Here is a 26,406-nt window from a genome sequence, read left to right as displayed (position 1 = left end):
TGGCGGTCCGGGCGTAAGCTGGGGCTGCGCAACAGGAGGGAATCGGTATGGGCGAGGTCACGGTGCTGGTCGGTACGACCAAGGGGGCATTCCTGATCGAGGGGGGTGCGGCGCGGTCGGGCTGGCGGGTGCGGGGGCCCTTCTGCGGCGGCTGGCCGATCAATCACGTCGTCGGCGATCCGGAGAGCGGCGTGATCTGGGCCGGCGGCGGGGGCGACTGGTTCGGGGCCGGGGTCTGGCGGTCGGCGGACGGGGGCGAGAGCTGGGAGTTGGTCAAGCTGAGCCGGGGCGAGATGGATGAATGGGCCTCAAACGACCCGGGCTTTGCCGAGATGATCGGCTGGACGGATACCCCCGCGCCCTTCGAGGGAATGTCGCAGGTCTGGTCGCTGCGGGCGGCGCATGGACGGGTCTACGCGGGAACGAAACCCGCGCGCCTGCTGGTCAGCGCGGACGGGGGCGAGAGTTTCGATGAGGTCGGCGGGCTGACGGAGCATCCCTCGCGGGAGAGCTGGAACCCCGGCGGCGCGGGGCTGGTGCTGCATACGATCGTCCCTGACCCGGAAGATGCGCAGCGCATGTGGCTGGGCATTTCCGCCGCCGGGGTCTTTGCCACCGAAGATGGCGGCAAGACGTGGGAGCGGCGCAACCGGCTGGGCAACGAGGGGGCCTGTGCCGATCATCACCATCCGGCCGGGCCCTCGGACGGTGAGGTCGGCCATTGCGTGCACAACATGGTTCGGGCGGAGGGCGCGGGCGATCTGCTGTATCAACAGAACCATCATGGGGTCTGGCGGTCCGTGGACGGGGGGCGCAGCTGGGACGATATCTCGGCCGGGCTGCCGTCGACCTTCGGGTTTCCAATCCATGTGCATCCGCGTGATCCCAACGTGGTCTGGACCCTGCCGCTGAACGGCGACATGGAGGGGCGCTATCCACCGGACGCGAAAGCAGCGGTATGGAAATCCGCCGACGGCGGGGAAAGCTGGCAGGACAAGCGGGCGGGTCTGCCGCAGGAGGCCTGTTTCTTCACCGTGTTGCGGCAGGCGATGGCGGGCGACCGGGCGGAGCCTGCGGGGGTGTATTTCGGCACGAACTCCGGATCGGTCTTTGCCTCGGTGGACGAGGGGGAGACATGGGACGAGATCGCGCGGCATCTGCCGACGGTGCTGTCGGTGGAGGTGCTGGAGCGGTAGAGGTGGTGGCTTGCCCCTCTCCCTAACCCTCTCCCCCGAGGGGAGAGGGGACCCGTTGCGTCGGGTGGTGGGGCTTCATTCCCGGGTTGCCTTTTCCGCCAGTGCAACGAACTGGGCATATTCCTTTTCCGTCAGACCCGGCAGGATGTCGGTCTGCAGCGCCTCGACCACGGGGGTCATGGCAGTGAGGAGGTCGCGGCCCTCTTCGGTCAGGGTCAGGGTGCGGGCGCGTTTGTCGCGGGGGTTCACGACGCGGGTCACGAGGCCCTTTTGTTCCAGCCGGTCGGCGACGGCGCCGGTGGTGGCGCGGTCCTTGGCGATGGCCTGGGCCAGGCCGGCCTGATCTATGCCGTCGTTCAGCGACAGGGCGTCGAGGGCGACGAACTGGATCGGGGTCAGGTCAAAGCCTGCGGCCTTCACCTGCTCGGTGAACACGCGAGTCGAGAGTTGGTGCAGCCGCCGGATCAGGTGACCGGGAAGGCGGGCGGAACGGATAGTGATGGCGGGTCGTGACATGGGTTCCCCTGAATTGGCAGTAGCTTAGCGGGAAATGGTAGCTGTACATACTATTTTCTTTCCACGGCGCGGGAATCGGCGTATTTAGTATGTTGACTTATTATCCTGCGAGGACGGCATGCAGTATCACCTGAACGGATTTCGCGCCGGAGACCCCGAGCTGCACCCCGCCGCGCGTGAGCAGGGAGAGGTGCCGGAGGTGCTGGATGTGCTGATCGTCGGCTGCGGTCCGGCGGGGCTGACCCTGGCGGCCTATCTGGCGGGGTTTCCGGAGATCACGACCCGGATCGTGGAGCGCAAGGCGGGGCCGCTGGAACGAGGGCAGGCGGACGGGATTTCTTGCCGGTCGATGGAGATGTTTCAGGCCTATGGGTTCGCCGACAAGGTGATGGCGCAGGGCTATGACGTGCGGGAGACGACCTTCTGGAAGCCCGATGCGGAGGACCCATCGCGGATCACCCGTAACGGCTGGATCCCGGATGTGGAGGAGGGTCTGTCGGAGATGCCGCATATGATCCTCAACCAGGCGCGGGTGCATGACATGTATCTGGAGGTGATGGAGAAATCGCCGTCGCGTCTGGTGCCGGACTATGCACTGCAGCTGGTCGATCTGGTGGTCGATGACGGGGCGGAAGAGTATCCGGTGACCGTCACGCTGGAGCGCTGCGATCCCGGCCGGGAGGGCGAGCGGGTGGTGCTGCGCGCGCGCTATGTCGTGGGGTGCGACGGGGCGCGGTCGCAGGTGCGCCGGGCCATCGGGCGGGAGCTGGTCGGCGACAGCGCCAACCATGCCTGGGGCGTGATGGATGTGCTGTGCAATACCGATTTTCCGGACATCCGGCGCAAGTCGCTGATCCAGTCGGCGGAGGAGGGCACGCTGCTGATCATCCCGCGCGAGGGGGGGTATCTGGTCCGGTTCTATATCGAGGTCGACAAGCTGAACGAGGGGGAGCGGGTCAAGAGCCGGAATATCCAGGTCGAGGATCTGATCGGGGCCGCGCAGCGGATTTTGCGGCCCTATGCGCTGGATGTGAAGGATGTGGTTTGGTGGTCGGTCTATGAGATCGGGCAGCGGCTGACCGACAAGTTCGACGATGCGGAGGGCGATGTGCTGCCGCATGTGTTCATCGCCGGGGACGCCTGTCATACGCATTCGCCCAAGGCGGGGCAGGGGATGAATGTCTCCATGGGGGATGCGTTCAATCTGGGGTGGAAGCTGGTCTCGGTCCTGACGGGGCGGGCTGCGCCGGACCTGCTGCGCAGCTATTCGGAGGAGCGGCAGGCGGTGGCGCAGGACCTCATTGATTTTGACCGGGAGTGGTCGCGGATCATTAGCGAGCGGCCAGAGGGAGCGGGGGGCGATGCGCCGCGCTTTCAGGAGGCGTTCATCAAGAACGGGCGGTATACGGCGGGGATGTCGGTGACCTATCCGCCCTCGGCGCTGACCGGGGGGGCGGCGCATCAGGGGCTGGCCCGCGGGTTCGCCATCGGGGCGCGGTTCCATTCGGCGCCGGTGGTGCGGCTGGCGGATTCCAAGCCGATCCATCTGGGCCATGTGATCGGTGTTGCGGCGCGCTGGACGATCTTTGCCTTTGCGCCGGAGGAGGATCGCGGGCTGCCCGGCGGGGCCATTGCGGGGCTGTGCGATTTTCTGGGCAGTGCGGGCTCACCGGTGCTGCGGGTCACGCCGGAGGGGGCGGACCCGGATGCGGTGATCGACCTGCGGGCGGTGTTCGCGGCCGGGGTGCATGACCTGGCCTATGAAGAGATGCCGGAGGGATTGAAGCCGCGCAAGGGGCGGTTCGGGCTGATGGATCATGAGAAGATATTCGGGACCGACCCGGCGCGGGATATCTATGCGATGCGGGGGATCGACAGGGCAGAGGGCGCGCTGGTGATCGTGCGGCCGGATCAGTACGTGGCGCATGTTCTGCCGACCGGGGATCATGCGGGGTTGGCGGCGTTTTTCGAAGGGGTTTTTTTGTCGGCGCGTTAGGGCGTGGGGGTGTTTGTAGGTGGGGTGGAACCCCCACCCTACGGTGCGGGGATTGCAGAGTGAGACGCGCGCGGGCGTCGGGCGGGGTTCTACCCCGCCGCCAGGCCCGCCGACGCTACCGCCGCTCGGGCGCGATCCGGTTGCGCAGGACGCCGATGCCCTCGATCTCCAGTTCGACCACGTCGCCGGGTTCGAGGAAGCGGCCGATCTCCAGCCCGCAGCCGCCGCCGACAGTGCCGGAGCCGAGGAATTCGCCCGGGTGCAGCACCTCGTCACGGGAAACATGTTCGATGATCCGGCCGAAGCTGTGGTGCATGGAGGAGGAGTTGCCGCGTGCCCATTCCTCGCCGTTCACACGAGCGATCATGGTCAGGCCGGAGCCGTCGCCGATCTCGTCCCGGGTCACCAGACAGGGGCCCATGGCGTTGGCGGTGCGGAAGTCCTTGCCCTTGGCCGGGCCAAGGCCGCCGGCGCTTTCCATCATCTGGTGATCGCGGGCGGAGAAATCGTTGAAGATCAGGAAGCCGAAGATGTGGTTGACCCCTTCGGAAGCGGGGATGTCGCAGCCGCCCTTGCCGATGATCGCGCCGAGTTCGAGTTCGAAATCCAGGCGGGTTTCGCCCTTGGGCCAGATGATCTCGTCCTCCGGGCCGGAGACGGAGAAGCGGTTGCCCTTGTAGTAGATCGGCTGGTCGTACCAGATCTGCGGCAGCTCGATCTCGTCCGGTTCCTTGCCCATGAGCCGCGCGCGGGCCTGGCGCAGGTGCAGCTCGAACGTCAGACAATCGCGCATCTGCACCGGCAGGGGCAGGGGGGCGCGCAGGCGGACCTCCGACAGGGCGATGCGTTTGGCGCCGGATTGCGCGGCGCGGGCGGCGTCGAGGCCCTCGTCGCCGGCCTCGATCAGGGCGAGCATGGAGGCGAAGGCGGGGTTGGCGGCACCGTCGAGGATCGCGATTTCCTCGCCCTCGAGGATGCCGATCTGCTGTGTGCCGGGGGTGGCTTCGAATGTGACGAGTTTCATGCGGGTTCCTTCAGATCGGGATAGATGTCGGACACGCGAGTGCCCTCGTAATAGGTGGCGCGGTAGGCGGGGCGGTCCTGCATGGCCGTCCACCAGCGGGCGAAGTTGGGCAGGTCGTCCCAGATCGGGGCGAGGCCCAGATCGCGCATCCGGTCGATGGTGGGGACGACGCAGAAATCCGCAAGGGTCAGCGGGCCGCAGAGCCAGTCCTTGTCGGCCAGCGCCCCATCCATCCGGGTGACGGTTTCGCGCAGGCGTTCCAGCGACTCCGCCTCGCGCGCGTCGGAAAACCCGTCGCGGCCCATTTCCTCATAGAAGGTCTTGCGCAGGGTGCGGGCCTTGGTGTCCTTGTCCAGATCCTCCTGGCTCAGGTCGCGGCGGTGGCGGACGAAGACCTTGTTGAAGCTGGGGATGCGGATGGCGGCGGTCGGCACCTCTTCGATGAAGCGCAGCCATTTGCGCATCTTGGCGCGGTCATAGGGATTGGTGGGGGAGAGCGGCGTCGCCGGGAAGACCTCGTCGAGGTATTCCATGATGACGGAGCTGTCGCAGACCGGGCGGCCGTCGTGCAGCAGGGTGGGCACCACGCCATCTGGGTTCAGCTTCAGGTACTCCGGGCTGAGGTGATCCTTCTTGCGGAAATTCAGCGTGGTGTCGGTGAAGGGGATGCCCTTTTCGTGCAGGGTCAGACGGACCTTCTGCGAACAGGTGGAGATCGGGTTGTTCAGCAGTTCAAGCATCAGTGGGCCTTTCCGCAACCGCAGGCCTCGTCATGCGGGCATTTGGCCCCGGCGGAGTAGCGCAGCATGTGGCGCAGCACGTCTTCCTGCATGGGGTTGACCTTGCCGCCCGACAGTTCGCGATAGATCGTGGCCACGTTGGCAACGACACGCTCGCGATCCAGCCAGCTGTCGAAATTGGCATAGCCCACCTCGAAGGCGGCCTCTTCCCAGCTCAGCCCGGCCTCGTAGCATTTCTTCGTCTCGGCCAGGATATGGGCGAAGTAGTCGCGCAGGCCCTGTACGGCGCTCTTGTCGGTGATCGCGCCATGGCCGGGGACGATGATGTCGGCGTCGAGGCCGAGGATATGGTCGCAAGCGGCGATCCAGTTGCCGACCGGCCCGGCCCACATGATCGGGTGGCCGCCGTGAAAGACCAGATCGCCGGTGTAGCAGACCTTGCTGTCGGGCAGGTAGACGATGATGTCGCCGCGCGTGTGGGCCGGGCCCAGCTCGGTCAGCTCGACCCTGCGGCCGCCGACGGTGAGGGTCTTCGAGCCCTTGAAAACCTCGGTCGGGGGGGTGTGTTCGATGTCGGAGAAATCGAAGGTCTTGCCCATGTAGTTGTGCAGGAAATTGCCAAAGACGCCGTAGGCGGCGGGGTCGGCGGCGGCGGCCTTGAAGAAGGAGGCGGGGCGCTCCTCCATCTCTTCGCGGGCCGCTTCGGAGGCGATGATCCGGGCGTCACCAACCAGGTGGTTCCCGAAGGTATGGTCGCCGTTGGAGTGGGTGTTGACGAGGATGTCGATCTGCGCGGCGGCGGGATCGGCGCGGCGGTAGGCCTCCAGCATGTCCTCTGTCAGCTTGCCGGTGAAGAGCGTGTCGACGACGAGGGACTGCCCGTCCTCGCCGGTGATCAGGCCGGAGTTCGACCAGCCCCAGGAGCCATCCCCCTGGACCCAGGCCCAGAGCCCGTTGCCGAGGTTTTCCAGATCGCGTTTGGTGTCTGAATACATGGGATGACCTTTCGTCAGAGCAGCGCCGTGGCGAGCCAGGGGAAGAAGAGCACCAGCGCCACCATCACCACCATGATCAGGGCGAAGGGTGCGGCACCGGCGAAGATGTCGTTGAGGGTGATGCGGTCGTCGTCGATGTTCGCCTTGATGACGAAACAGGCGACGCCGAGCGGTGGCGTGAGCAGGCCGACCTCAACGGCGATGATCGTGAGGATGCCGAACCAGATGATGTCGACGCCGAAGGGCATGACCACGGGCAGGATCAGCGGCAGCAGGATCAGCAGGATCGACGAACTGTCGAGGATCGTGCCGAGCAGCAGGATCGCGATCAGGTAGAGGACCAGCACGGCATAGAGGCCGAGGTCATAGGTCGCCAGCAGCGAGGTCATCGCGTTCGGCAGCCCGGTCAGGGCGAGCAGGCGCGAATACATGTGCGCGGCGATGATCAGGAAGGTGATCGAGGCGGTGACCTGCCCGGTTTCCAGCAGGATGCGTCCGATTTCGCGCCAAGACAGTCGGCCCTTGATCTGCGCGATGATGAGCGCGCCGAGGGCGCCGACGCCGCCGGCCTCTGTCGGGGTGAAGAAGCCGCCGTAGATGCCGCCGAGGACCAGCAGGATCAGCAGGACGATCGGCAGGGATTTCAGCGCCATGGTGCCGCGCGACATCAGCGGCAGGCTCGAGGTTTCGGGCGCGCCGGTGAAGCCGGGGAAGAAGCGGGCCATGAAGATGATGGCGAGGCAGAAGAAGGCGGCCAGGATCAACCCCGGCACGATGCCTGCGGTGAAGAGGTCGCCGATCGAGGTTTCCGCGATGATGCCGTAGAGGATCAGCAGCAGAGAGGGCGGGATCAGCATGCCCAGCACCGAGGAGCCCGCGACCACCCCGACGGAGAAGCGCGGAGTGTAGCCCTGGCGGACCAATTCGGGCACGGCGACCTTGGTGAAGACCGAAGCCGAGGCGATGGACGTGCCGTTGACCGCAGCAAAGACCGCATTGGCAAAGACGGTGGCGATGCCCAGCCCGCCCTTGAACTTGCGGAAGAGCTGTCCGGCCACGTCAAAGACATCGCGGCCCAGCCCGCAGGCCCCGACAAGGACCCCCATAAGGACGAAGAGCGGGATCACCCCGAACGAATAGCGCGCGACCCCGTCGAGTGCAGCCTGGCTGAGCAGCGATCCGGCGACGATGAATTTGCCCTTCACGAAGAAGACGCCGAAGAAGGAGACGGTCATCAGGGCGATGGCCACATGCATCCCCATCTGGATCAGCAGCAGGATGATCGCGATGGAGGCGATGCCGATTTCTACATTAGTCATGCGTGGGGTTTCCGAAGGCGGCCTTGGCAAAGCCCAGAGTGAGAAGGAGGTATTGCACCAGCGTCAGCGCGCAGCCGATCAGCACGGCGGTGACGAAGGGCCAGCGGGGCATGGTGAAGATGCCGTAGAGGCCGACGGTTTCATTGCCGCGGATCGAGCCCATGATCTCGGGCCAGATGTAGCGCAGCAGGATCGCCAGCATGATCGCGCCCACGAGGTGGTGAAAGAAATCCAGCATCGGGCCGGAGCGTCCGCCGCGCGCGTGCAGCTTGCCGATCAGCATGTCGGCGCGGACGTTGCGCCCCGCTGCCGTCGCCTGGGGCAATTGCAGGAAGACCACGGCCACGATCATGGCGGAGACGATTTCCGCGGTGGCGGGCACCGGTTTGCCAAAGGCCCCGCGTCCGATCACATCGGCGTTGATGATGCCCATGATGAAGAGCGTGCCGAGGCCGCCGATGACGGCCAGGACGAGGGCCGCGATCTGCAGCCACCGGGCGACCCGACCGCCGGGGAGGCGGTCGGGCAGGGTTGCTGTGTCAGGCTGGCTCACATGTCACCCCATTTGCGGGCGTGTTCCACCCCGGCTTCCCTGGACAGGCGCATGTAGGTTTCCAGTGTCTTGGTGCCCGGCTTGCCTTCGGCGTCCAGCTTCTTGGCCCATTCCGTGGCGAAGCTGGGCAGCGCGGCGGCGTATTCGGCGCGGAACTCCGGCGAGACCTCCTTGATCGTGGCGCCGCTTTCGGCGGCCTTGGCGAGTGAGTTCGCACCCGCGTCCTGGTAGTATTGCGCGGTGCTTTCGCGGTAGAGGTCCGCCGCCTCCTGGATCGCGGCCTGCACGTCTTCGGGCAGGTCGTTCCAGATGTCGAGGTTGACGGTGAGGGCCGAGGCGTACTGCGCCCCGAAGTCGATCTTTGTGATGTTGGGCGCGACTTCGAAGAACTTGTAGGGCGTGATCGCGCTTTCGAAGGTCATGACCCCGTCATAGAGCCCCGTGGACATGGAGTTGTAGAAGGTCGGCAGGGCGCCCGCGACGGGAATCGCGCCGGTGTCCTTCAGCCAGTTGAGCGCGAGGCCGGCGGTCCCGATCTTGCGGTTTTCGAGATCGGCCATGGAGTTGATCTCGAAGTTGGTGACGAAGTGGTAGCTGTCGATGCCGACAGGGGCGAGGACCTTCTGCCCGTTCTCGGCCCAGGCTTCGTCCATTTCGGGGATTTCGTCGTGCAGCTTGCCGATCACATCCATCAGCACGCTCAGGTCGCTTGTGCCGAAGGGGGTGACATAGGTGATCTGTTCCAGCGGGAGCTTGTCGCCCTCGAAGAGGTGAGGGACATAGCCGAATTCGGCGATCCCGCTTTCGACGGCCTCCAGCACGCCCTGGAAATCGGCGACGGAGCCGGCGTAGGCCTCGGTCCAGTTGACGCTGTGGCCCATGGCTTCGAGGCGCTTGTTCACCTCGGGGATGAACACCTCGTTGAGTTCGGCGACGCCGCCGGTGATCGGCGGGTGGCCGGCGACGATGGTGAAGGAATAGGTTTCGGCCAGGGCGGGCAGGCCCGACGCGAGGACGAAGGCACCGGCCAGGCCGGTCGTGGTGAGTTTGGTCATGTTTCTCCTCCCAGAGATTTCAGTGTGCCGGTTGGCCCGGCTTGTCATTGGTTGATGTCAGGTTCGGTCGTCCCCCCTGCCGAAGGAATCGCTGAGGAAGGCCACCATCTGATGGCGGAATTCCATGCGGTTCTCGGGTGCGCAGAGGCCATTGGAGAGGCGTGCGATACGCCCGCCCGTGGCCTCGTCGCTGAGGGTCATCAGGATGGCGCCGACCATCAGATGGTAGCGCCAGTGCGCCTCACGCGGGGTGAGGTGCGGGGCGGCGGCATTCAGCGCCGCGATATAGCGCAGGGCCAGCTCGTCCAGTTCCTCGGCCACGATGGCGCGGGTCCATTCGTTGGGTTCCACCCGGTGCTTGAGAACGAACTCGGCCAGCAGGATGCCGGATTGCGGGTCGTCCTCGTTGACGTAGGCGTCGACGAAGGCCTCGACGATATCGGCGACCCGGGCGCGGGTGCCGGTGGCCTGTGCCTCGGCCTCGATCCGGTTCAGGCTGTCGAGACGGCGCCGCACGGTGCGGCGGCAGACATCGCGGAAGACCTCCAGCGTGAGGTTGTCCTTGTTGCCGAAATGATAGTTCACCGCCGCCATGTTCACCCCGGCCCGTTCGGCCAGCGCCCGGGTGGTGACCCCGTTGATCCCCTGCTCGGCATATAGGTCCTCGGCCGCGGCGCGGATGGCGACGCGGGTGTCGGAGCGGCTGCGATCATCAGGGTTCAAGCGCATGATTGAAACAGTTGTTTGAATCGGGCGATGAGTCAATGACCGGATTTGTGTTTTTGGTATGTGGATGAATTTATTGATTTTATGGGGTAAGCGTCGGTAGGGCGGGGTCCCGGCGCAGGGGCCGGGACGCGCGGGGGCCGGGTTGCGGTCGATCTGCCACGGCCCTGCGCCGGAGCCTCGCCGAGGGTCCACCTTCGCACGGCTCTCTACCCGTATCCGCTGTCACCACAGCGCGCCCGTGCGTCCTAGCCGATGCATCCGGCGCGTCGGCTCAGCGGGTCCCGGCGCGGGGGCCGGGACGCGTGGTCACTCTGTGATGAAGCTATTCCGCGTGCGGTTGGCGAAGGCGACGAGCGAGAGCATCACCGGGACCTCGACCAGGACCCCGACGACAGTGGCCAGCGCCGCGCCGGAGTTCAGGCCGAAGAGGCTGATCGCCACGGCCACGGCGAGTTCGAAGAAATTCGACGTGCCGATCAGAGCGCAGGGGGCGGCGATGCGGTGCGGCACCTTCAGGACATAGGCGGCGGCATAGGCGATGGCGAAGATCCCGTAGCTCTGGATCAGTATCGGCACGGCGATCAGCGCGATGACCGCGGGTTTCGACAGAATGACCTCGCCCTGCAGTCCGAAGAGGATGGCGACGGTGGCGATCAAGCCGACCATGGAGAGCGGCTTGATCCGGGTGGTGAAGGCGTCGATGGCCTGTGCCGTCCCGAGGGCGCGGCGTGTGAGCAGGCCCGCAATCAGAGGCAGGGCGACGTAGAGGATGGTTGCAAGGACGAGCGTTTCCCATGGCACGGTGATGTCTGTTACGCCGAGGAGCAGGGCCACGATCGGGGCAAAGGCCACGACCATGATCAAGTCATTCACTGACACCTGGACGAGCGTGTAGGTCGCATCCCCCCGCGTCAGCTGCGCCCAGACGAAGACCATGGCGGTACAGGGGGCCGCACCCAGCAGGATCAGCCCGGCGATGTATTGCGTCGCATCCTGCGGGTCGATCCAGGGGGCGAAGATGTGCTCGAAGAAGAGAACGGCCAGTAGCGCCATGCTGAACGGTTTGATCAGCCAATTGACCGTGAGGGTAACCAACAGACCCCTGGGCTGGCGGGCGACCCCGGCGACGGCCCCGAAATCGACGTTGACCATCATGGGATAGACCATGGCCCAGATCAGCACGGCCACGACGAGGTTGATCGAGGCGACCTCGGCGGCGGCGACAGTCTGGACAAGGCCGGGGACCAGGGTGCCAAGGATCAGCCCTGCCGCCATGGCGAGCGCGACCCAGAGGGTCAGCAGGCGTTCGAATGTGTTCATGTCGGGATGTCTTGGTGTTGCGGATCGAGGCGGCCGGAGGTGAGCGCGGCCAACGCCACCATAGCGGAGGCCGTGCCGAGGACCAGAGGCAGGCCGCCGATCTGGTAGGTCAGGCCGGAGAGCAACGTGCCGATCAGGCGCCCCCCGGCATTGGCCATGTAGTAAAAGCCGACGTCCATGGTGACCCGTTCGGATCTGGTGAACGCGAGGATCAGGTAGGAGTGGAGCGCGGAGTTGATCGCGAAGATCGCCCCAAAGGCCAGCAGACCCGCGACAAGGGTGACTGTCAGCCAGTCCTGCGGGCCGGAGGTCGTCAGCGTCGCGGCGGTCAGCGCGGCGGGGACGAGGAACAGGAGGGCGGCCCATTGGCGGGCCGCGCTGATCAGATCGGCTTCGGGTCGGGTGGCGGCGCGCAGGATGCGCGGGGCGGCGGCCTGAACCGCGCCGTAGAGGATGATCCAGAGCGCCATGAAGCTGCCGATCATGAAGAAGGCGGCGCGGTTGCCCTCCTCCGTCCCGTCGGAGAGGACCGCGTAGAAGTAGATCGGGATGCCGACGACGAACCAGACATCGCGCGCCCCGAAGAGGAAGACACGGGCCGCCGACAGCCAGTTGACGTTGGCGGATTTCGAGAAGACCTCGGAAAACTTTGCCCCCTTGCGGCCGCGTGGCAGGCCGCCGGGCATGAAGGTGGCGACGGCGGCCAGGATCAGGGCGAGGATCAACGCCATGGCCAGCACCGACCCGGTGAAGCCAAGCGTGGCAAGGAGGGCCGCGCCAAGCAGGAAGCCCAGCCCCTTGACCGTGTTCTTCGAGCCGGTCAGCAGGGCGACCCATCTGAAGAGGCCGCCGCCCTCTGTCGGGGCGAGGAGTTTGACGGCGGATTTGGAGGACATCTTGGCGAGGTCCTTGGCCACCCCGCTGGCCCCCTGGACGCACATGACAAAGGCGACGGAGGTGGCGATGGCCCATCCGGGGTCGAGCTGGGTGAGGGCAAGCAGCGCCAGCACCTGGATCGAAAGCCCGGCGTAGAGTGTCGCGGTCAGGCCGAAGCGCGCGGCGATCCAACCGGCCGTGAGGTTGGTGATCATGCCCGCGACCTCGTAGAGCACGAAGAGATAGGCCAGCTGCACTGGCGTGAAGCCGAGGGTGTGGAAGTGCAGCAGCACGAGCATCCGCAGCGCCCCGTCGGTGAGCATGAAGGCCCAGTAGGCGGCGGTGACGGCGATATAGGCGGAGAGGCCTTGGGGGCGGTCAGTCATCGGGGCGGTCGCTCCGGGTGGTTGGGTCTTTTGAGTATTTGAGGAAAGATGGAGCCGGGGATCAGAGCGCGGCCCCGACCATCAGCGCGACATCGGTAAGGCGATGCGCATAGCCCATCTCGTTGTCGTACCAGGCATAGATCTTCACCTGGGTGCCGTTGACGACCATGGTCGAGGGCGCATCCACGATGGAGGAGCGGGTGTCGTTGGTATAGTCAGCGGAGACGAGGGGGCGGGTCTCGTAGCCCAGGATGTCCTTGAGGTCGGTTTCGGCGGCGGTCTTGAAGAGGGCGTTGACCTCTTCGGCGGTGGTCGCGCGTTCGACCTCAAAAACACAGTCGGTGAGCGAGGCGTTCAAGAGCGGCACGCGGACGGCGTGGCCGTTCAGGCGGCCCTTGAGTTCGGGGTAGATCAGGGTGATCGCGGTGGCGGAGCCTGTGGTCGTGGGGATCAGCGAGTTGAGGGCGGAGCGGGCGCGGCGCAGGTCCTTGGCGGGGCGGTCGACGATGGTCTGGGTGTTGGTCACATCGTGGATCGTGGTCATGGAGCCGTGTTTGATGCCCAGGTTTTCGTGGATGACCTTGACCACCGGGGCAAGGCAATTGGTGGTGCAGGAGGCGGCAGTGACGATGTGATGTGCGGCGGGGTCATAGGTGGTGTCGTTCACACCGATGACGATATTGGCCGTGGGGCCGTCCTTGACCGGGGCGGAGACGACGACCTTTTTCACACCGGCATCGAAATAGGGGGCGAGTTTCGCTTCGGTCTTGAAGGCGCCGGTGCAGTCGATGACCACGTCGACCCCGTCGAGAGGCAAGGCCGTCAGGTCGCGGGTGCCGATGAAGGGCAGGCGGGAGCCGTCGATGGTGACGCTATCGGCGTCATGAGAGAAGGCGGCGGGCCAGCGACCGTGGACCGTGTCGAATTCCAGAAGGTGGGCGTGCATTTCCGGATCGCCGGTGGCGTCGTTGATCCAGGCGATCTTCGCCCCGCGCTCCAACAGGGGGCGGAGGGCGAGTTTTCCCATGCGGCCTAGGCCGTTGAGCGCGTAGGTGGTCATGCTGTGGTTTCCGTACCGGTGCGGCCGATGTCATCGACGGCGGATTGCAGGGCGATGCGGTCGAGGCTGTCGACCGGCAGGGCGGTGAAGGCTTCGATCCGGCGTTTCAGGGCGCCATAGGCCTGCTGGAAGGCGAGGCTTTTTTCGGCGTCGGTGCCGGTGACCTTGACCGGGTCTTCCATGCCCCAGTGGCCGCTGATCGGCTGGCCTTCCCAGGCCGGGCACTCCTCGTTCGCGGCCTGATTGCAGACGGTGAAGACGAAATCGAGGTCGGGCGCTTCGGGGCCGGAGAATTCGGCGACGTTCTTGGCGCGCAGGGCGGAGGTGTCGTGGCCCTTGTCCTTCAGCACCTGCACGGCGAAGGGGTTGAGTTCGGACTGCGGCCGGGTGCCGGCGGAATAGACGGTGAACCGGTCGCCTGCGAGGTCGCGCAGCAGGGTTTCGGCAAAGATCGACCGGGCGGAATTGCCGGTGCAGATGAAGAGGACGGTGTATTTCTTATCAGACATGGGGGCGGTTCCTGGGCTGAGAGAAAGGCAGAGGTCAGGGCGGTTGCGGCAGCAGTCCACAAAAAGGTAGTCGAACATCCGTTGCACGGTTGTCATCTCGATGGCGTAGAGAAGCGATGTGCCGACGCGCTCCTGTGTCACCAGCCCCGCGCGTTGTAGCGCAGAGAGATAGGTGGACATGGTGCTGGGTTTAATGTCGAGCGTCATGGCCAGTTCGCCTGCGGGCACGCGGTCGGGATAGCGACGCATGAGCAGGCGGAACAGCGCGATCCGCTGCGGGTGACCCAGGGTGGTCAGGATATCGGAGATCGCTTTTTCCATAATTCATGGAATTATGAAATATAGAGTGGAGTCGCAAGTGAAGGTTTTGTGACGCCGGGGGTCAGGTGCTGATGAGCCGGGCGATGATGGCCTTGACCCGGGCGATGTCCTGATCGCGCGACAGGGTGGGGGCGTGGCCCGCGCCATCGACGACGGAGACCTCCATCGCGGGCTGAAGCGCCTGCATCCGCTGGATGATCTCGGGCGTGAGGAGGTCGGAGGTCGCCCCGGCGATGAGGTGCAGCGGCAGGGTGATCTTGCTGAAGCGGTCCCAGCCCCGGAAATCGTCGGGGGAGGCGGTGAACTGAACCGTGATCTTCGGATCGTAATGGGTGGTGAAGGTGCCGGTGGCCTGGCGACGGACGGAGCTGCGGGCCATGCGGCGCCAGAAGGCGTCTGGCGCCTCGCCGAAGGGGATGTAGGCGGTGCGCAGCCAGGTCTCGGCCTCGGTCACGGTCTGGAACTCGGGCGAGGTGGCGGCATAGGCGAGGATGCGGTCGATGGCGTCTTGCGGGATTTCCGGGCCGATGTCGTTGACGATCAGCCAGTTGAGCCGGTCGGCCAGCGGGCCGGACGCTAGGCGCATGCCGATCAGCCCGCCCATGGAGGTGCCGATCCAGCCGACCCTCTCCAGCCCGTAGGCGTCCATCAGGTCGGCGGCGATGCCGGAGTAGTATTCGAGCGAATATTCCCGCTCCGGATCGGCGGACCAGCTGGAAAGGCCGCGGCCGATCGTGTCGGGGCAGAGGACGAAGTAATCGGCGGAGAGGGCGGCGGCCAGTTCGTCGAAATCGCGCCCGGTGCGGGCGAGGCCGTGCCACATGATCAGGCCGGGCTTGCCGGGGGTGCCCCATTCGGTGACGTGGATTTCGTGGTCCATCACCGGGACGAGGGCATGGCGGGGCGCGCTCATGTGCGGGCCCCCCGGTCCATAATCGTGCCGGCGATCCCTTTGGGGAAGAAGTAGACCAGCAGGATGAAGATGATGCCCAGCCAGAAGAGCCAGCGGTCGGGGTCCAGCAGGTCTGGCAGGAGGGGGATTGCGGTGGTGGCCTCTGCCGCGACCTCCATCAGGTCGCGCAGGTAGTATTGCGCCAGCACCATCAGCACCGCGCCGATCACCGCGCCCCAGAGCGTGCCCATGCCGCCGATCACCACCATCAGCAGGATGTCGATCATGATGGCGAAGGACAGGGCGGTGTCCGGCCCGGTGTATTTCAGCCAGATCGCATAGATGCTGCCCGCGAGGGAGGCGATGACGGCGGTGATGCAGAAGACGAAGGTCCGGTAGCTGACGACGCGGTAGCCGGTGGCCTCGGCCCGGGCCTCGTTCTCGCGGATGGCCTTGAGGACGGTGCCGAGGGGGGAGGCGACCATGCGCAGCATCACGATGAAGAGGGCGAGCGAGGTGAAGAACACGAAGTAATAGGCGGCGATCTTGCCGTTCAGTCGGACCCCGAAGAGGCGGGCGACCTTGCCCTCACCGTCCACCCAGAGCTTGGTTGCCGGTTTGAAGAGGTCCGGCGCGCGGTAGGTGATCCCGTCTTCGCCCCCGGTGATCTGGTTCAGCTGCGAGGCCAGCACCAGCGCGACGGAGGCGGCGGCGAGGGTGATCATGGCAAAGAAGATCGCCTTGACGCGGAGCGACAGCAGGCCGATGGCCACGGCCAGCGCCAGCGACAGGGCGATCCCGGCGGCGGAGCCAACGAGGACCGAACCCCAGCCATTGCCCATTTCCTTCAGCGCGATGGCCGCGCAATAGGCCCCGAAGCCGAAGAACATCGTATGGGCGAAGCTGACGATGCCGGTGTAGCCGATCAGAAGGTCATAGCTGGCGACCAGCACGATGAAGATGCAGATGCGGGCCGCGACCTCGATCGAGCGGACGTCCTGGAAGAGGAAGGGGGCGAAGAGGAGCATCGCGGCGATGACGAAGACCACGGTCTTGACCAGCAGGGCGCCCTTGGTTTGCGGAGTTGTCATAGCGCCCTCACTTGATCGCGGGTTTCAGGCCGACAGGCCGCCACAGAAGGATCGCCACCATCAGGATCATGTTGGAGGCGAGCGACATTTTGGGGGCGAGAAAGCCGACGTAGTTGGAGACCAGCCCGACCAGCAGGGCGCCCAGAAGCGTGCCCTCGATGGAGCCGAGGCCGCCGATGATGACGACGATGAAGACGATGATCATCATCTCCGCCCCAAGCGCGGGGTCGATCAGCGTCTGATAGCCCGCCCAGGTCGCCCCGCCCATGGCCGCCAGGGCGGAGCCCGCCATGAAGACCCCGATGAAGAGCCGGTCGATGCGGAAGCCGAGCGCCTCGACCATCTCGCGGTTTTCGACGCCGGCGCGGATCAGCAGGCCGATCCGGGTGCGGTTGAGCACGAGGTAGAGCAGGGCGTAGACGACGACACCGAGGGCAAGGGCGAAGATGCGGTAGATCTCGATCGAGACATCGCCGATGATCCAGGACCCTTCGAGGAAGGCGGGGCGCGGGACGGACATCGGCGTGCCGCCCCAGATGGCCAGGATGATCTGTTCGGCGACGATTAGCGCGCCCATGGTGATCAGGATCTGGCGCAGGTGGTCCTTGTAGACCGGCTTGATGATCACAGTCTCGAAGAACCAGCCGCCGATGAGGCCAAAGGCGATGGCGGCGGCGATGGCGAGGATCAGGGCGAGGGCCGAGAGGATCACGCTGTCCCCGCCCAGCCAGCCGCTGAAGTAGGCGAGGGTGGAGGCGGCAACGAAGGCGCCGAAGCTGACAAAGGCGGAATGGCCGAAGTTCAGCACATCCATCAGGCCGAAGACGAGCGACAGGCCCGAGGCCATGAGGAAGATCATCATCCCCATGGCGAGGCCCGCCACGGTCAGAGTGACCCAGGAGGAGGGGGTGCCGATCAGCACGAAGGCCACCAGCGCGACGGCGAGGGGCAACAGGTTCACGCCGCCGAAGCGTTCGAGGGTGCGGGAAAGTTGGTCCATGATCTGGGTCCTCAGGCTGACAGGCTGAGCAGGCGGTCCTGCAGGGCCTTGTCGGCCACGAAATCGGCCATTGTTCCGGCGTGGGCGATGCGGCCGTCGTCGATGACGGCCATGTCGCGGCCCAGCCGTTTGGCGAATTGGAAGTTCTGCTCCACCAGCAGGATCGTCGTGGTGGCGGAGATGTCCTGAAAGGCCTCGGCCATGGCATCGACGATGGATGGGGCGAGGCCCTTGGTCGGTTCGTCGATCAGGATCAGGTCGCGGGGTTCGATGATCGAGCGGGCGACCGACAGCATCTGTTTCTGCCCGCCCGACAGGCTCCAGGCCTGTTTGGTCCAGAACTTTTCCAGCGCGGGGAAGAGGGTATAGATCCGCTGCAGGCGGTCCTGGTCGAAGCTGCCGGAGGCGGTGGCGAGGACGAGGTTCTCCTCCACCGTGAGGCTGCCGAAGATGCCCATGTCCTCGGGCACGAAGGCGATGCCGAGGCGGGCGATGTCGGCGGTGTGCATCCCGGTGATGTCCTGACCGCGAAAGTGCACGGACCCGGGGGAGGGCTGCCAGAGCCCCATGATCGAGCGCAGCGTGGTGGTCTTGCCCGCGCCGTTGCGGCCAAGCAGGACAAAGACGCCGCCCTCGGGCACCTCGATGGAGACATCGTGCAGCACGGCGTATTGCCCGATGTCGGTCTTCATGGAGCGGAGGGAGAGGAGGCTCATGCCGCGTCCTCCGACTTGCCGAGGTAGACGTCGCGGACGATCTGGCTGGACATGACCTCTTCGGGGGCGCCATCGGCCAGAAGTTCGCCGTTGTGCAGGACGATGATGCGGTCGGCGAGGGCGCGGACGACGTCCATCTTGTGTTCGACCAGCAGGATCGTCTTGGTCTGGTCGTGCTTCAACTCGGCGATCAGGTCCAGCACGTCGGGCGTGTGATCCAGCGACATGCCGGCGGTCGGTTCGTCGAACATGTAGATGTCGGGCTCCATCGCCATCAGCAGGGCGACCTCCAGCTTGCGCTGGTCGCCATGGGGCAGGGTGGCGGCGGGCAGATGCGCCACCCGGGTCAGCTTGGCCGCCTCGAGGTAGCGTTCGGCGCGGGCGGTGAGGTCGGTCAGCGCGGCGGCGGATTTGAACATGCGCCAGCCATCGCCGGAATGGGCCTGCACGGCGAGACGGATGTTCTCCAGCACCGAAAGCTGCGGAAAGAGGTTGGTCAGCTGAAACGCACGGCCGATGCCGTGATGCGCGCGGGCCGACGGCGACAGGGTCGTCAGATTGACGCCGTCCTTGAGGACGCGGCCTTCGGTGGCGGTCAGTTGACCGGAAATGAGGTTGAAGTAGGTCGTCTTGCCTGCGCCGTTCGGGCCGACGATCACCGTCAGTTCACCGGGGCGGAAGTCGCAGGAGACCTTGTTGACCGCGACATGGCCGCCGAAACGGATCGTCAGGTCCTCGGTCGTGAGGGAAGGGCGTGTCATGGGATGTCTGGCAGTCTTTTGGGGTGTCCGGCCCGCCGTCGGGGGCGGGCCGGGGATCGGGCCGGGATGGCGCCGATCAGTTCATGCGGCCGAGAGGGATGTCCATCTCGTCGGCTTCGATGATCCGGACCTTTTCCGGGATCGCCCAGTCCACACCCTCGTCCACGCGGATCTTGAAGTGCAGCATGGACTGCAGCGCCTGGTGATCTTCGGGGCGGAAGGTCATCGGGCCCTTGGGGGTGTCCCAGGTCATGCCTTCCATCGCAGCAATCAGGCCTTCCGTGTCGATGGTTTCTGCCGTCTCAAGCGCCTTCGCGATGGCGAGGGCCGAGGCCATGCCGCCTGCGGTGAAGAAATCCGGCGGGGTCTCGAACCGCTTCATGTGTTCCTCGACAAGCCAATTGTTGATCTCGTTGTCGTAGGCTTCGTAGTAGTAATAGACCGCGCCTTCCATGCCGGGGAACCGCTTGTAGGTCGGCAGGACCGGCAGGATGTGACCGCCCATGGAGATCTCGATGTCATAGCGCGAGGGGTCCATGGCCTGGATCTTGCCCGGCGCATCGCCACCGCCGGCGACGTAGATCAGGATGACCTTGCGGCCCTCCTTGTCCTTCAGCGCGTTGAACATGCGTTCGGCGGCTGCGGTGAAGTCGGTGGTGCCTTGGGGCACGTATTCCTCGGTCACGATGGTCGCGCCGCTGCCGTCGAGGGCGGATTTGAACGCCTCGATCCCGTCGCGGCCAAAGGCGTAATCCTCGGCCAGGGTGGCGACATGGAGGTTCTCGTCGGGCTGGAGCGCCAGCGCCTGTGCCTGCATGTCCATGGAGGAGTTGCGCGAGGTCTTGAAGATGTAGCGGTTGGCGTCAGGCCCGGTCAGGCTGTCGGCCACGGCGGGTTCGACGAGGAGGATACGTTCGTATTCCTCCGCAATGGGCAGCATCCCCTTGGTCACGCCGGAAGAGGTGCCGCCAACGGCGATCAGAACCTCGTCGTCGCCATAGGCCTCGGCCAGGACGGCGCGGGCCACGTCGGGCTTGAACTGGGTGTCCTTCTTGATGATCTCGATCTTGCGGCCCTTGATCTCCATCGTGCCGCCGGTGGCGTATTCGAGACCCATTTCAAAGCCGGTGTGCGTCTGCTTCGAGAAGACCTCGAAGGACGAGCCGGACATACCGTGGACCAGTGCGATCTTGATCGGGTCCTCGGCCATTGCCGTGGTCGCCAGTGCCAGGCCGACCGCAGCGGTTCCAATCGCGCGGAATAGCGATTTCATAATCTATCCTCCCGTTGTCAGACGACGCTGCAACGTTGTGTCCCAGAGGGTCGTCGTCTAAGCCTATCTGCGGACGAGAGTATCCTCCCAGGGTCGGAACGGCACAATATTGTGGAAACACGTACAGTAGAATCGCGTATCGACGAGGCCTATGAAACGGGTGATTTCGCGCGCATCGCCTTTGATCACGCCCCTATCGGACTGGTTTTGACCGAAAACCGGGTGATCCGCGATTGCAATCAGGCCTTCGCCGCGATGTTCGGCTATGCCCCTGCGGAGTTGCGGGATTGCTATTTCTCGGCGCTCTATCCCAGCAACGAGGAATTCGTGAACATACGCGACCGTGGGGTCGAGGAGTTGCGTGAGACGAACCGTTACTGGGACGAACGGATCATGGCCAAGAAGGACGGGACGTTGTTCTGGTGCCGGGTGCGGGGGCATTCCTTCACCCCCGACGAGCCGCTGATGCGCGCGGTCTGGAGCTTTGCCGATCTGTCGGAAATCCGGCCCTACCGGGAGTTGACCAGGCGCGAGCGGGAGATCGTCTCGCTGCTGGCGGACGGGCTGACCAGCAAGGAAATCGCGATCAAGCTGGACCTGTCGCACCGCACGGTGGAGGTCTATCGCGCCAAGCTGCTCAAGAAGTTCGGCGTGGCCAACACCAGCGCGCTGTTCCAGTCCATGGGCAGCCTGGACGAATCCCGGATCGTGGGGCGCTAGGGTCAGGCGGGCTGAACGGGCCTGTCGGTACTGATCGGCTGCGTGGCCGGAACGGGCAGGTTGTCGATCAGGCGCACCCCGTCCAGCCAGATGGCGATGAAGAGCCGGGCGGGGCGGTTGGCCTCCGTCATCAGCTGCAGATCCGGGTCGCCGCGAAGGTCGAGGTAGTCGATCTCGCCCATCCCCGCCGCTGCGAGGGCTTCGCGGGCGGCGGCAAGGGCGGCAGGGACCGCTATGCCGCATTCGATCGCATGGGCGGTGTCGGTCAACACGCGGCGGATCGCCGGGGCGGTGTCACGGGCCGCCGCATCGAGGCGCAGGTTGCGGGAGGACATGGCAAGCCCGTCCTCCTCGCGGATCGTGGGGCAGCCGATGATCCGGGTTTTCAGGTCGAGGTCGGTGGCCAGACGGCGGACGACCTGTAGCTGCTGGTAATCTTTTTCCCCGAAATAGGCGCGGTCGGCATCGGTTTGCAGCAAGAGTTTAGCCACCACCGTCGCGACACCGTCGAAATGCCCGGGCCGGGTGGCGCCGCACAGGCCTTCGGTCAGCCCGGTGATGGAGATCGTGGTGGCGAAGCCCTCGGGATAGATCTCCTCCGGCTCCGGGATGTAGAGCACGTCGATGCCGTAGGGCATGAGCTTGGCCGCGTCGCTTTCCTCCGTTCTTGGGTAATTCTCCAGATCCTGGGGGCTGTTGAACTGGCGCGGGTTGACGAAAAGGGTGACGATCACGCGGTCGGTGCCCTCGCGCGCGGCGTCCACGAGGCTGAGGTGCCCGGCGTGCAGGGCGCCCATGGTGGGGACTACGCCGATGCTCTCCCCGGCGCGGCGCCAGGTTTCGGTCAGCTCGCGCAGATCGGCCTTGCGGCGGATGATCTTCATTTGGCGGCTCCTTCGTCGGCAAAGATATGTTCGGGGGCGGGGAAGGTGCGAGCGCGGACCTCCTTGGCGTAGGTGGCGATGGCCCGGTCGGCGTCGGTGGCGAGATGAGCGTAGCGTTTGACGAACTTCGGTTTGAAGGCGTCGAACAGGCCCAGCATGTCGTCGATCACCAGGATCTGGCCGTCGCAGCCTGCCGATGCCCCGATGCCGACGGTCGGGATGTCCACCTCCGCCGTGATCGTGTCTGCCAGGGCGGCGGGGACCTTTTCCAGCACGACGGCAAAGGCCCCGGCCTCCTCCACAGCGCGGGCATCGGCGCGGATGCGGTCGGCATCGGCCCCGCGACCCTGCACCTTGTAACCGCCGATGGCATTGACCGCCTGGGGGGTCAGGCCGATATGCGCCATGACCGGGATGCCCCGGTCGGTGAGGAAGCGAATTGTTTCGGCCATATGCCGTCCGCCCTCCAGCTTGACCGCGCCCGCGCCGGTTTCCGCCATCAGCCGTGCTGCATTGCGGAAGGCCTGGGCCGGGCTTTCCTCGTAGCTTGCAAAGGGCATGTCGACGACGACCAGCGCGCGACTGGCGCCACGGGTGGCGGCGCGGCCATGCAGGATCATCATCTCCATCGTCACGTCGAGGGTGGAGGGCAGGCCATGCAGCACCATGCCGACGCTGTCGCCCACAAGAACAAGGTCGCAATGCGGGTCGGCCAGCTGAGCGACAGGGGTCGTATAGGCGGTGAGGCAGACCAGCGGCGCGGTGCCCTTGCGGGCGCGAATGTCGGCGGCGCTGAGGTTTTTCTGGGGGGCTTGCTGGCTCATCTCGGTCCTTCCCGGTGACGTAGGGGGAGCGATACAGGTTGGCCGGGCGTTATGCAAGTGCAGCGTAATTTTATTGCGTTTGGTATTTCGTTTCGGAAATATTGGTGCTCGTCAAAAGTCCAGGCCGAGGTCCAGCGTCCGGGCCGAATGGGTCAGCGCGCCGGAGGAAATGTAATCCACGCCGGTCGCCGAGACCTCCGCGATACGCTCCAGTGTCATGTTGCCGGAAGCCTCCAGGATCAGGCGGCCGTTGGTCAGGGCCACGGCTTCGCGCAGAGTCGGCGTGTCCATGTTGTCCAGCAGGACAACATCCGCGCCGCCCTCCTCCAGCACCTCTTCCAGCTGGTCGATCCGGTCGACCTCGATCTCCGTCCGGATCATATGCGACGCCTGCGCCTTGACCGCGCGCAGGACGGGCCGGATGCCCCCGGCGGCGGCGATGTGGTTGTCCTTGATCAGGATCGCGTCAGACAGGGAAGAGCGGTGGTTGAATCCGCCGCCGTGCAACACCGCCTGTTTCTCGACCAGGCGCAGGCCCGGCGTGGTTTTGCGGGTGCAGGTGATGCGGGTATCGGTTCCCTTGGTTTCGGCGACGAAGGCGGCGGTCAGCGTGGCGATGCCCGACAGCCGCCCGGCAAAGTTCAGCGCGACCCGTTCAGCCGACAGAATCGAGGCGGCGCTGCCGGTGATCTCCATCAGCGTGACGCCCGGTTCGATCCGATCGCCATCCGCCGCATGGGCGGTGACGGTCAGGGCCGGATCGACCAGGCGAAAGGCGATGGCGGCGATCTGCAGGCCGGAGACCACCCCGGCCTCGCGGGCGCGCAGACAGGCGGCATAGGTCGTGCCCGCGGGGATGACCGTGCGGGTGGTGATGTCGCCGTAAGTGCCCAGGTCTTCCATCAGGGCGGCGCGGATCAGCGGTTCCAAGATCAGGTCCGGCAGGGGGGGGTGGGTCATGTCGTCTCCGGATGGCGGGCGAGGGGATGGGTCATCGCCTCTGTCAGGGTCAGGAAGGAGCGTTGCGCGTCAGTGCCGGTTTGAGGGAAATCGGACCGGAAATGCGCCCCCCGGCTTTCCTCGCGCCGCAGGGCGGCGGTGACGATCAGCCGGGCGGTGGCGGTCATGTTCAGGAGCGGGGTGTTGCCGGGTTGTGCGGCCTCGATTTCCTCGATCTGGGCCAGGGTGCGGCGCAGACCGTCGGCGTTTCGGATCACACCGGCACCGTCAGTCATGCTGCGGCGCAGGCGGGCGACAAGCGCCGGATCGGGGGGCGTGGCCGGGGGCAGATCGGGCAGGGTGATGGCGGGCTGTGGGGCGGTGGCGGGGCCAAGCGTCGCCTCGATGGCCAAGGCGCAGCGGCGGGCATAGACCAGCGCCTCCAGCAGCCCGTTGGAGGCGAGGCGGTTGGCCCCGTGCAGCCCGGTCGAGGCGACCTCGCCACAGGCCCAGAGCCCGGGGAGGGAGGTCAGCCCCTCCGTATCGGCGGCGATCCCGCCCATGTGGTAATGCGCGGCGGCGGCAACGGGGATCGGATCGCGCAGCGGGTCCAGCCCGGCCTCCTGACAGGCGGCGGCGACGGCGGGGAAATCGGTCAGAATGCGCGCGCCGATGGCCGTGCGGGTGTCGAGGGCGGGGCGCAGCCCGGCCTGGGTCTGGGCATAGACGGCGCGGGCGACGACATCGCGCGAGGCCAGCTCCGCATCCGGATGCTCGGACAGCATGAAGCGGTCGCCCCGCGCGTTGATCAGGGTCGCGCCCTCGCCGCGCAGGGCCTCGGTCGCCAGGGGGGCGGGGTCGAGGCCGCAGTCGATGGCGGTCGGGTGGAACTGGACGAATTCCGCATCCGCGATGACCGCCCCGGCGCGGGCCGCCATGCCGATCACCTGACCCCGGATGCGTGGTGGATTGGTGGTCAGGGCGTAGAGCCCGCCGGAGCCACCCCCGGCCAGCAGGCAGGCGGCGCCACGGATCAGGCAGTCCGCGCTCAACCCGGTGTCGCAGCGGGCCACGGTGACGCCGGCAACGCGGCCCTCCTCGAGGTGCAGGCCGGTGGCCATGACCCCTTCGAGCACCTGGATGTGATCGGCCTCGCGCACCTGTGCGGTGAGGGCGCGCATGATTTCCGCCCCGGCCTGGTCGCCGCGCACGCGCACGACGCGGGCGAAGGAATGCGCGGCCTCTCGCGACAGGACGTATTCGCCCTGCGCGGTGCGGTCGAAGGGGGTGCCTAACCCGGTGAGGTCGAGGATATGGGCGCGGGCCTCTGCCGTGACCTCCTCTGCCACGGTCGGGTCGACGGTGCCGGCGCCCGCGCGCACCGTGTCGCGGGCATGGGCGGCGGCGCTGTCGCGCGGGTCCATCGCGGCGGCCACGCCGCCCTGTGCCCAGGCGGAGCTTGCCCCCTCGCCAAGCGGTTCGGGCGAGATCATCAGGACGGGGCGCGGCGCCAGTTTCAGCGCCGCGTAATGAGCCGCCAGCCCGGCGCCGACGATAAGGACACGGCCCGTGTCGATGCTCTGCATCCGCTTATCCGGCGAGCCGCTGCGAGAGGTCGATCATCCGCTGAACCGCCCGCCGCGCGCCTTCGGCCACGGCCGGGTCGACCTCCACCGCGCCTTCCATGGTGTGAAGCGACCAGAGGATCTTCTCCAGCGTGATTTTCTTCATGTAGGGGCACATGTTGCATGGACCTACGAAATCGACCTCCGGCAGCGCGCCGGAGATGTTGGAGGCCATGGAGCATTCGGTGACCAGCATCGCCTTGGCGGGTTTCTCACGCTCCACGTAGGAGATGATCCCGCTGGTGGAGCCGGAGAAGTCGGCCTCGTCCACCACGTCAGGCGGGCATTCGGGGTGGGCGATGATGCGGGTTTCGGGGTTGTAGCTGCGGAAATCGCGCAGGTCCTGGGCGGTGAAGCGTTCATGCACGATGCAGGACCCGTCCCACCACACGATCCGTTTCTCGGGCACTTGTCGCGCGATGTTCTGGGCCAGGTATTTGTCGGGCGTCATGATGACCGTGTCGCTCTCCTGCGCCGCGACGATCTTTGCCGCGTTGGAGGAGGTGCAGCATATGTCCGACGCCGCCTTCACCTCGGCGGTGGTGTTCACATAGGTCACGACCGGGGCGCCGGGGTATTTGGCGCGCATCTCTGCGATGCCTTCGGCGGTGATGCTTTCGGCCAGAGAACAGCCGGCCTCCATATCCGGGATCAGAACCGTCTTGGACGGGTTCAGGATCTTCGACGTCTCGGCCATGAAATGCACGCCGCATTGCACGATCACATCGGCCTCGACGCGCGTCGCCTCGATCGCCAGTTGCAGGCTGTCGCCCACCACATCGGCGATGCCGTGGTAGATTTCCGGCGTCATGTAGTTGTGCGCCAGGATGACGGCGTTGCGCTCCTTCTTCAGCTTGTTGATGGCCGCGACATAGGGGGCGAAGATCGCCCAGTCCGGCGGGGTGACCACCCGGTCCATCCGGGCATAGATGTCTGCGGTGGCGTTCGCGATGTCGGTGGAGGGGGAGAGATCGTAGTGATCGGCGAGTTCGGTGCGCAGCGCGATCTGGTCGAGCAAGAGCGAGAGTTCCTCAGATTATTGCGTTCCACCCCTACAGGGGATGGTGGTGCCAGCGGCGTGTGTCC

At 65.9% G+C, this 26,406-nt stretch carries 26 protein-coding genes; 3 read left to right on the top strand and 23 right to left on the bottom strand.

The window, feature by feature from the left end:
- Nucleotides 1–47 precede the first annotated feature (47 nt).
- Complete coding sequence (locus ACFC2Y_RS09785; protein WP_375174677.1) at nt 48–1,196, top strand: WD40/YVTN/BNR-like repeat-containing protein; 1,149 nt, start codon at nt 48–50, stop codon at nt 1,194–1,196.
- A 75-nt stretch (nt 1,197–1,271) separates the two neighbouring features.
- Here the strand turns inward: ACFC2Y_RS09785 and ACFC2Y_RS09780 are convergent, their stop codons facing one another.
- Nucleotides 1,272–1,712, bottom strand: a complete 441-nt coding sequence (locus tag ACFC2Y_RS09780; RefSeq protein ID WP_375174678.1) for a MarR family winged helix-turn-helix transcriptional regulator — start codon at nt 1,710–1,712, stop codon at nt 1,272–1,274.
- A gap of 118 nt (nt 1,713–1,830) precedes the next feature.
- Between ACFC2Y_RS09780 and ACFC2Y_RS09775 the strand changes: the two genes are divergently transcribed.
- The gene (locus tag ACFC2Y_RS09775) at nt 1,831–3,708 is read left to right on the top strand and encodes an FAD-dependent monooxygenase (protein WP_375174679.1); all 1,878 of its coding nucleotides are present in this window, start codon (nt 1,831–1,833) and stop codon (nt 3,706–3,708) included.
- Nucleotides 3,709–3,823: 115 nt separating this feature from the next.
- Here ACFC2Y_RS09775 and ACFC2Y_RS09770 read toward each other — a convergent pair whose 3' ends face one another.
- The 17 genes from ACFC2Y_RS09770 to ACFC2Y_RS09690 all read right to left on the bottom strand — a co-directional run bounded on the left by ACFC2Y_RS09770 (nt 3,824) and on the right by ACFC2Y_RS09690 (nt 20,328).
- On the bottom strand, nt 3,824–4,732 hold the full coding sequence (locus ACFC2Y_RS09770; protein ID WP_375174680.1) for a fumarylacetoacetate hydrolase family protein: 909 nt from the start codon (nt 4,730–4,732) through the stop codon (nt 3,824–3,826).
- On the bottom strand, nt 4,729–5,472 hold the full coding sequence (locus ACFC2Y_RS09765) for a glutathione S-transferase family protein (protein ID WP_375174681.1): 744 nt from the start codon (nt 5,470–5,472) through the stop codon (nt 4,729–4,731). The genes ACFC2Y_RS09770 and ACFC2Y_RS09765 overlap by 4 nt, the downstream gene beginning before the upstream one ends.
- Nucleotides 5,472–6,467, bottom strand: coding sequence for an MBL fold metallo-hydrolase (locus tag ACFC2Y_RS09760; RefSeq protein WP_375174682.1), 996 nt, complete (start codon nt 6,465–6,467; stop codon nt 5,472–5,474). Before ACFC2Y_RS09760 ends, ACFC2Y_RS09765 begins: the two co-directional genes overlap by 1 nt.
- 14 nt (nt 6,468–6,481) lie before the next feature.
- Nucleotides 6,482–7,786, bottom strand: a complete 1,305-nt coding sequence (locus tag ACFC2Y_RS09755; RefSeq protein WP_375174683.1) for a TRAP transporter large permease — start codon at nt 7,784–7,786, stop codon at nt 6,482–6,484.
- Nucleotides 7,779–8,339 (bottom strand): TRAP transporter small permease subunit, encoded by a 561-nt coding sequence (locus ACFC2Y_RS09750; RefSeq protein ID WP_375174684.1) that lies wholly within the window; start codon nt 8,337–8,339, stop codon nt 7,779–7,781. The genes ACFC2Y_RS09755 and ACFC2Y_RS09750 overlap by 8 nt, the downstream gene beginning before the upstream one ends.
- Complete coding sequence (locus ACFC2Y_RS09745) at nt 8,336–9,394, bottom strand: C4-dicarboxylate TRAP transporter substrate-binding protein (protein WP_375174685.1); 1,059 nt, start codon at nt 9,392–9,394, stop codon at nt 8,336–8,338. The genes ACFC2Y_RS09750 and ACFC2Y_RS09745 overlap by 4 nt, the downstream gene beginning before the upstream one ends.
- A 57-nt stretch (nt 9,395–9,451) precedes the next feature.
- Nucleotides 9,452–10,123, bottom strand: coding sequence for a TetR/AcrR family transcriptional regulator (locus ACFC2Y_RS09740; RefSeq protein WP_375174686.1), 672 nt, complete (start codon nt 10,121–10,123; stop codon nt 9,452–9,454).
- 306 nt (nt 10,124–10,429) lie between these two features.
- Complete coding sequence (arsB, locus tag ACFC2Y_RS09735; protein WP_375174687.1) at nt 10,430–11,443, bottom strand: ACR3 family arsenite efflux transporter; 1,014 nt, start codon at nt 11,441–11,443, stop codon at nt 10,430–10,432.
- A complete protein-coding gene (gene arsJ / locus ACFC2Y_RS09730; RefSeq protein ID WP_375174688.1) occupies nt 11,440–12,705 on the bottom strand; it encodes an organoarsenical effux MFS transporter ArsJ in 1,266 nt (421 codons plus the stop codon). The genes arsB and arsJ overlap by 4 nt, the downstream gene beginning before the upstream one ends.
- A gap of 61 nt (nt 12,706–12,766) precedes the next feature.
- Nucleotides 12,767–13,765, bottom strand: coding sequence for an ArsJ-associated glyceraldehyde-3-phosphate dehydrogenase (locus ACFC2Y_RS09725; RefSeq protein ID WP_375174689.1), 999 nt, complete (start codon nt 13,763–13,765; stop codon nt 12,767–12,769).
- Nucleotides 13,762–14,595: a helix-turn-helix domain-containing protein gene (locus tag ACFC2Y_RS09720; protein WP_375174690.1), complete on the bottom strand. Its 834-nt coding sequence runs from the start codon at nt 14,593–14,595 to the stop codon at nt 13,762–13,764. Before ACFC2Y_RS09720 ends, ACFC2Y_RS09725 begins: the two co-directional genes overlap by 4 nt.
- Nucleotides 14,596–14,656: 61 nt before the next feature.
- Nucleotides 14,657–15,508 (bottom strand): alpha/beta fold hydrolase, encoded by an 852-nt coding sequence (locus ACFC2Y_RS09715; protein WP_375174691.1) that lies wholly within the window; start codon nt 15,506–15,508, stop codon nt 14,657–14,659.
- Nucleotides 15,505–16,578, bottom strand: a complete 1,074-nt coding sequence (locus ACFC2Y_RS09710; RefSeq protein ID WP_375174692.1) for a branched-chain amino acid ABC transporter permease — start codon at nt 16,576–16,578, stop codon at nt 15,505–15,507. Before ACFC2Y_RS09710 ends, ACFC2Y_RS09715 begins: the two co-directional genes overlap by 4 nt.
- Before the next feature lie 7 nt (nt 16,579–16,585).
- Nucleotides 16,586–17,578 (bottom strand): branched-chain amino acid ABC transporter permease, encoded by a 993-nt coding sequence (locus tag ACFC2Y_RS09705; protein ID WP_375174693.1) that lies wholly within the window; start codon nt 17,576–17,578, stop codon nt 16,586–16,588.
- A gap of 11 nt (nt 17,579–17,589) precedes the next feature.
- Nucleotides 17,590–18,294, bottom strand: a complete 705-nt coding sequence (locus ACFC2Y_RS09700; protein ID WP_375174694.1) for an ABC transporter ATP-binding protein — start codon at nt 18,292–18,294, stop codon at nt 17,590–17,592.
- Nucleotides 18,291–19,055, bottom strand: a complete 765-nt coding sequence (locus ACFC2Y_RS09695; RefSeq protein WP_375174695.1) for an ABC transporter ATP-binding protein — start codon at nt 19,053–19,055, stop codon at nt 18,291–18,293. Before ACFC2Y_RS09695 ends, ACFC2Y_RS09700 begins: the two co-directional genes overlap by 4 nt.
- Before the next feature lie 76 nt (nt 19,056–19,131).
- Complete coding sequence (locus ACFC2Y_RS09690) at nt 19,132–20,328, bottom strand: substrate-binding domain-containing protein (RefSeq protein ID WP_375174696.1); 1,197 nt, start codon at nt 20,326–20,328, stop codon at nt 19,132–19,134.
- A 111-nt stretch (nt 20,329–20,439) separates the two neighbouring features.
- Here ACFC2Y_RS09690 and ACFC2Y_RS09685 point away from each other — a divergent pair, with 111 nt between their 5' ends.
- Nucleotides 20,440–21,048: a LuxR C-terminal-related transcriptional regulator gene (locus ACFC2Y_RS09685; protein WP_375174697.1), complete on the top strand. Its 609-nt coding sequence runs from the start codon at nt 20,440–20,442 to the stop codon at nt 21,046–21,048.
- Between the two features lie 2 nt (nt 21,049–21,050).
- Here the strand turns inward: ACFC2Y_RS09685 and panC are convergent, their stop codons facing one another.
- The 5 genes from panC to nadA all read right to left on the bottom strand — a co-directional run bounded on the left by panC (nt 21,051) and on the right by nadA (nt 26,338).
- On the bottom strand, nt 21,051–21,932 hold the full coding sequence (gene panC, locus ACFC2Y_RS09680; protein WP_375174698.1) for a pantoate--beta-alanine ligase: 882 nt from the start codon (nt 21,930–21,932) through the stop codon (nt 21,051–21,053).
- Complete coding sequence (gene panB / locus ACFC2Y_RS09675) at nt 21,929–22,756, bottom strand: 3-methyl-2-oxobutanoate hydroxymethyltransferase (RefSeq protein WP_375174699.1); 828 nt, start codon at nt 22,754–22,756, stop codon at nt 21,929–21,931. The genes panC and panB overlap by 4 nt, the downstream gene beginning before the upstream one ends.
- A gap of 111 nt (nt 22,757–22,867) precedes the next feature.
- Complete coding sequence (gene nadC, locus ACFC2Y_RS09670) at nt 22,868–23,716, bottom strand: carboxylating nicotinate-nucleotide diphosphorylase (protein ID WP_375174700.1); 849 nt, start codon at nt 23,714–23,716, stop codon at nt 22,868–22,870.
- Complete coding sequence (locus ACFC2Y_RS09665) at nt 23,713–25,281, bottom strand: L-aspartate oxidase (RefSeq protein ID WP_375174701.1); 1,569 nt, start codon at nt 25,279–25,281, stop codon at nt 23,713–23,715. The genes nadC and ACFC2Y_RS09665 overlap by 4 nt, the downstream gene beginning before the upstream one ends.
- A 4-nt stretch (nt 25,282–25,285) precedes the next feature.
- Nucleotides 25,286–26,338 (bottom strand): quinolinate synthase NadA, encoded by a 1,053-nt coding sequence (gene nadA, locus ACFC2Y_RS09660; protein WP_375174702.1) that lies wholly within the window; start codon nt 26,336–26,338, stop codon nt 25,286–25,288.
- Between the last annotated feature and the right edge of the window lie 68 nt (nt 26,339–26,406).

This window comes from Pseudooceanicola sp. (genome assembly GCF_041987405.1).
Classification (GTDB): domain Bacteria; phylum Pseudomonadota; class Alphaproteobacteria; order Rhodobacterales; family Rhodobacteraceae; genus Pseudooceanicola.
The sequence above is the reverse complement of the archived record's forward strand: the minus strand, read 5'-3'. Positions and strand labels throughout refer to the sequence as shown.